The following is a 4,386-nucleotide window of genomic DNA, read 5'->3' as shown; positions in this document are numbered from 1 at the left end:
TATAAAATCAAAATAAAACGGCTGAAAATCAATAAACTGCGGCTTGACACTTTTTATGGTGCGGCTCCAGCTCACTTTTCCGCCCTGACTTTTTGAATACTGCGTTTCTTTCTGGACATAATAGCCGTTCGACAAAAAATCGCGGATTATAAAAAGATACGCATGAACTGGAAATGCAACATTTCGATTTTTTGAAATCAGCGGCGAGGAAGAAAGATTGTCCTCCTTTTCCCCAAATGTCCGCAGAATTTGAATAAGATTCAAAATGTTTTTACGGACTTCTTTTTCTATTTCGGCAGGAGAATCAGTTTTTTCGTCCGGCTTTCTGTAGCCCACAGGAAAATAGATTTTCAGCTTTCCGTCAGTGCACTTTAGTCCGACAAATTTTTCAGAAAGACTTTCAGCGTCGTTTTTATCCTCTCCAAAATAAACGCAGCAGATTTTATCCAATCTTCTGTAACTCTCCATGACGTTTTAATAGGGAGAAAAAATCATTTTGACAGTCAAAATCAACCAAATCAACTCTCATATTAAGCGCGGTTTCCAAATCATAGTGGATTCCAAAAAAACTTTGAACAGGAAGTCCTTTTACACCCAAATCCACATCGGAATTCTTACCAGCCTTTCCATTCGCCTGAGAGCCAAAAATGTAGATTTCCGTGCAACCGGCATCTTTGAGAATTTTTGTAGCCTGCAAAAGTTTTCGTTTATCCATAATGACAGTATATTACATTTTTTGGGAAAATTATAGTTTAAAAGTCAAACTTCATTTTCTTCTTCAGATTTTTCTGATTTCTCAGCAAAAAACTCAATATTCTTGAAAATTCCGAAGTTCGGCGCATCCATTTTTACTTTTTCTAGCAGAGATTCAAAATTATCAGCATCTTCAAAAACATCTTCACGGCTGAATTTGAACGCATCGTCCCAGAGATATTTCAGGATTTTGTTTTTAAATGATTTCTCTTCAATAATATATTTTCCGTTTATGTCATTTTTATCATCAGGAACAGCCTTGACAAACCAGCAGCCGAGCCGCTTGTCTATCATGCTTGAAAAATTATTTTCTCTTGAAAACTGCGAGATTTTCTCATTGATTGTTTTATGGAAAGTTTCCCAAGTAATTTTAGAACCTTCAATTAGTGCCGTTTTCTGCCGGTCAATATTTTTTTGCTCTTCTTCAGTTTTTGCTTTTTCAGAATCCTCACCAAATTCGTTTTTTACCAGAACCATATCCCATCGGCGTTGAAAAGCATTGTCCAATATAAAAACATTCTGGTCGCTCGTGTTCATTGTGGCAAGAATTGAAAGATTCGGAGGAAGGCGGATTGAAGTATTTTCTGTGAAAGTAAGACTTCCAATTTGGACAGACGTTTTTACATTTTTATCAGAATATTTGTCATCATCACTTCTGATAAACGAATTCAAGTCTAAATTTTCAACAAAGTATGAGCTCCAGCCATCGCTTTTTCGGTCAAGCAACTGAAACAAATCTCCAAAAATAGCCGCTGCGTTTCCACGATTAATTTCTTCGATTATTAAATAGTATGGTTGAGAAGGATTTTTCAAGGCGCGTTTTAAAATTCGTGCAAAAGGTCCAGCCTTAAAACGGTAATCAATGCCATCAGGTGTCTGCACAGGCAAAATCTGTCCAACAAAATCAGCGTTTGTGTATTCAGGATGAAAAACAACACGCATTTTCTGCTCGTCAGAAATGCTTCCTGTTTTCTTATCAATTTTGTTGCTTTTTCCGCAGCCGGGAACGCCGTAGTAGATGATTTGGGAGAAATTTGGGGTATAAGAGTTTTCAGAAAGATTATGATTTATATTCCATATTTCATCTGGTAAAGGTTTATCTTCTATATTTTTCCCAATAACATTTTCAATTGATTTTCTTAAATATGGATTCTTTCGACAAATTTGTTCCAATAATGATTTTGAGTATTCATTTTCAGGAATGTATTGTAATGCATCATTTCTGTTACCATTATAAGGCGTCAAAGAAATAGTAATAGGATTTAACTGAATATTTCTCAATTCCAAATGCTCTTTCATTCCAAAAGGAAATAAAATAGCAACTCCATATTTATTATGGTCTGTTTTATCAGGAAATAAAAGTTTTGGCTCAGAAGCAACAAATCCAAAAGCATAAATACCTCGCATACTCAATGCTTCTTTTAAATCAGAAAATTGACCTTGTCTATAACAAAAAACAATATCTCCTTTTTTCATAAAAGGACGAGAATGATCATTTAAAGGTGTATAAATTATCGAATCAATCCAATTATCCCCTGTAGAAAGATTATTAAATGATTCTTTTGAACAAATCGTAAAAAAAGCTCTATTTGAATTTCTAAAAACATCTCTTACATATTCGTCTATAGATTCCGAATCAAATTTTGAATATGCAGAATACACAGAAACAAGTTCATCATAATATTCTTCATATTCATTTCTAAGAGGCTTAATTGAGTTTAGTAATTTTTCTGTATGAGTCATCTCTCATTCTCCCTAACAAATTGAATTACATTTCTTGCTACGCGTTCTATCAAGGGCTCTGTCACGCTGTTTCCTGCCTGCTTGTATTTCTTGCTTTGCGCAATTGTGTTCGGGAATCGGAATGGATTTTGAATATTGACAGGGAATCCTTGAAATCCAAGACATTCTTCAGGCGTTAATTTTCGAATTCCTTTTGAAGTTCGGACAATCGGAACATTATGTCCGCCCTCGCCCATGTTTGCCGTCAAAGTCGGGCAGACTCCACTTTTATTCTCGCGGATATAAACTCTTCGCCACTGATAAACCGTGTCCGGGTTTACAATCACATCTTTCATTCTGTCGTAATAGAGGTGTTTTTCTTTGTAAAAAAGATTTTCCGTTTCAATAGAATCATCTATCACATCATGAATATTTTTTGTAAGCTCAACTTTTTCTGGAAAAGGAAACTCAAACTGCCCATTACGAAAATACATTTCGGGAATTTCAACTTGATTCGGATCAAAGCCGACTATAAAAATTCGCTCGCGGTTCTGAGGAACATTCGCATATTCGCACGGATTCATAATTTTTGAGTCAACAATATACCCAAGCCGATTTTGCAGAACGTCCATTATCTTTGCAAAAGTTCGCCCTTCATCATGCGATTTCAAGTTTTTTACATTTTCAAGATAAAATGCCTTTGGACGATGCTTTTCCAAAATATCTGCAACATCAAAGAACAAAGTTCCACGGACATCATCAAATCCCTTTTGATAGCCGGCAATCGAAAATGCCTGGCACGGAAAGCCAGCGCACAGCACATCAAATTTTTCAGGAATCAAATCTTTAGTTTCAGGCTTTGTTATATCGCCGAATGGAACTTCTCCATAGTTTTCAAAATAAGTCTGCTTTGCGGCATCGTCCCATTCAGAGGAAAAAACACACTGACCACCGCAGGACTGCATCGCAAGCCTAAATCCGCCAATACCGGCAAACAAATCAATAAAAGTAAACGAGGGATTTTTTGGTATACCAAACGGAACATCAAGTTTTGCATTGAAATCATCTGTTTCTGGAAAATTTAAAACATCAAGTCCGTTTTGCTCAAGAATTTTTCTGTATCTTTCACCAGCAATGGAATCTTGAAGCTGGATATAATGACTTAAAAGCGCATAGTCTTCATCAAAAGTTTTTTCACCAATATATTTGTCTAAAATTGTGTAGTTGGCTTTTGATTTTTTTCGAGGTATTTTCTGTTCCGAAAAATGTTCGTTTTTTGGGACAGATGTGTTTTCTATATCTGACATTTTTAACCCTTAAACCAATGTTAGATTTGGAATAAATTTAAAATCTGAAATATTCAAGGTTGAAAGCGGAATTTCAAATTCAAGTGCTGTTGCCGCAATCAAAGCATCGGGAATTAGAAGTCCATGACTTTTCGCAAACTTTTCTATTAGATTCCTAGCTTTTACAGAAATAGCTTCTGTCAATTCTATTATTTCAAAATCAGCAAAAGCCTTTTTTATGGCTATAACTTCATTTTTATTTCTTGCTCCAATCATAAGTTCCATATAAGTTATAGCAGACATTCCAAGTCCTTTTGTCCTATCATTAGAAAGTCGTTCTCTTGCTTCTTCTTTTCCACGAAGGTAATCAATTAAAATACAAGTGTCGCATAGATACAGCATTATGTTCGGCTCCATGCTTTCTGACGGATATTTTCAATATTTATGTCGCTGTCTTTCCATAGACCAAATGCTTTGTCAAAATTTTCAGAGGAAGATTCTGTCTTTTTTGAGCGACTGAAGCCAATCGAACTTAACAGTTTATTCAATAATGAAACCCGGTCGGAGTAAGAGAGCATTTCTATTTCGCTGTACAGTCTTATTACATTTGAACTTTCCATAAAAT

The 4,386-nt window shown here is 35.4% G+C and carries 6 protein-coding genes; all 6 read right to left on the bottom strand.

Annotation, left to right across the window (positions count from 1 at the left end):
- A partial coding sequence (locus tag B4C08_RS00850) for an LlaJI family restriction endonuclease (protein ID WP_296662161.1) occupies window positions 1-468 on the bottom strand: 468 nt, incomplete at its 3' end.
- On the bottom strand, window positions 443-715 hold the full coding sequence (locus B4C08_RS00845) for a nucleotidyltransferase family protein (protein ID WP_296662160.1): 273 nt from the start codon (window positions 713-715) through the stop codon (window positions 443-445). The genes B4C08_RS00845 and B4C08_RS00850, both read right to left, overlap by 26 nt.
- Before the next feature lie 44 nt (window positions 716-759).
- On the bottom strand, window positions 760-2,496 hold the full coding sequence (locus B4C08_RS00840; protein WP_296662159.1) for an AAA family ATPase: 1,737 nt from the start codon (window positions 2,494-2,496) through the stop codon (window positions 760-762).
- A complete protein-coding gene (dcm, locus tag B4C08_RS00835) occupies window positions 2,493-3,782 on the bottom strand; it encodes a DNA (cytosine-5-)-methyltransferase (RefSeq protein ID WP_296662158.1) in 1,290 nt (429 codons plus the stop codon). Before dcm ends, B4C08_RS00840 begins: the two co-directional genes overlap by 4 nt.
- Window positions 3,783-3,791: 9 nt before the next feature.
- Window positions 3,792-4,163 (bottom strand): type II toxin-antitoxin system VapC family toxin, encoded by a 372-nt coding sequence (locus tag B4C08_RS00830; protein WP_296662157.1) that lies wholly within the window; start codon window positions 4,161-4,163, stop codon window positions 3,792-3,794.
- The coding region (locus tag B4C08_RS00825) for a hypothetical protein (RefSeq protein ID WP_296662156.1) at window positions 4,163-4,386 on the bottom strand (224 nt) is incomplete at its 5' end. The genes B4C08_RS00830 and B4C08_RS00825, both read right to left, overlap by 1 nt.

The organism is Treponema sp. UBA753, assembly GCF_002297325.1.
In the GTDB taxonomy this organism is placed as follows: Bacteria; Spirochaetota; Spirochaetia; order Treponematales; family Treponemataceae; genus Treponema_D.
This window is presented reverse-complemented; position numbering and strand designations above follow the sequence as displayed.

Coding starts and splice junctions, on each gene's coding strand:
- B4C08_RS00845 (WP_296662160.1), bottom strand. CDS start 715: ATGGATAAACGAAAACTTTTGCAGGCTACAAAAATTCTCAAAGATGCC.
- B4C08_RS00840 (WP_296662159.1), bottom strand. CDS start 2,496: ATGACTCATACAGAAAAATTACTAAACTCAATTAAGCCTCTTAGAAAT.
- dcm (WP_296662158.1), bottom strand. CDS start 3,782: ATGTCAGATATAGAAAACACATCTGTCCCAAAAAACGAACATTTTTCG.
- B4C08_RS00830 (WP_296662157.1), bottom strand. CDS start 4,163: ATGCTGTATCTATGCGACACTTGTATTTTAATTGATTACCTTCGTGGA.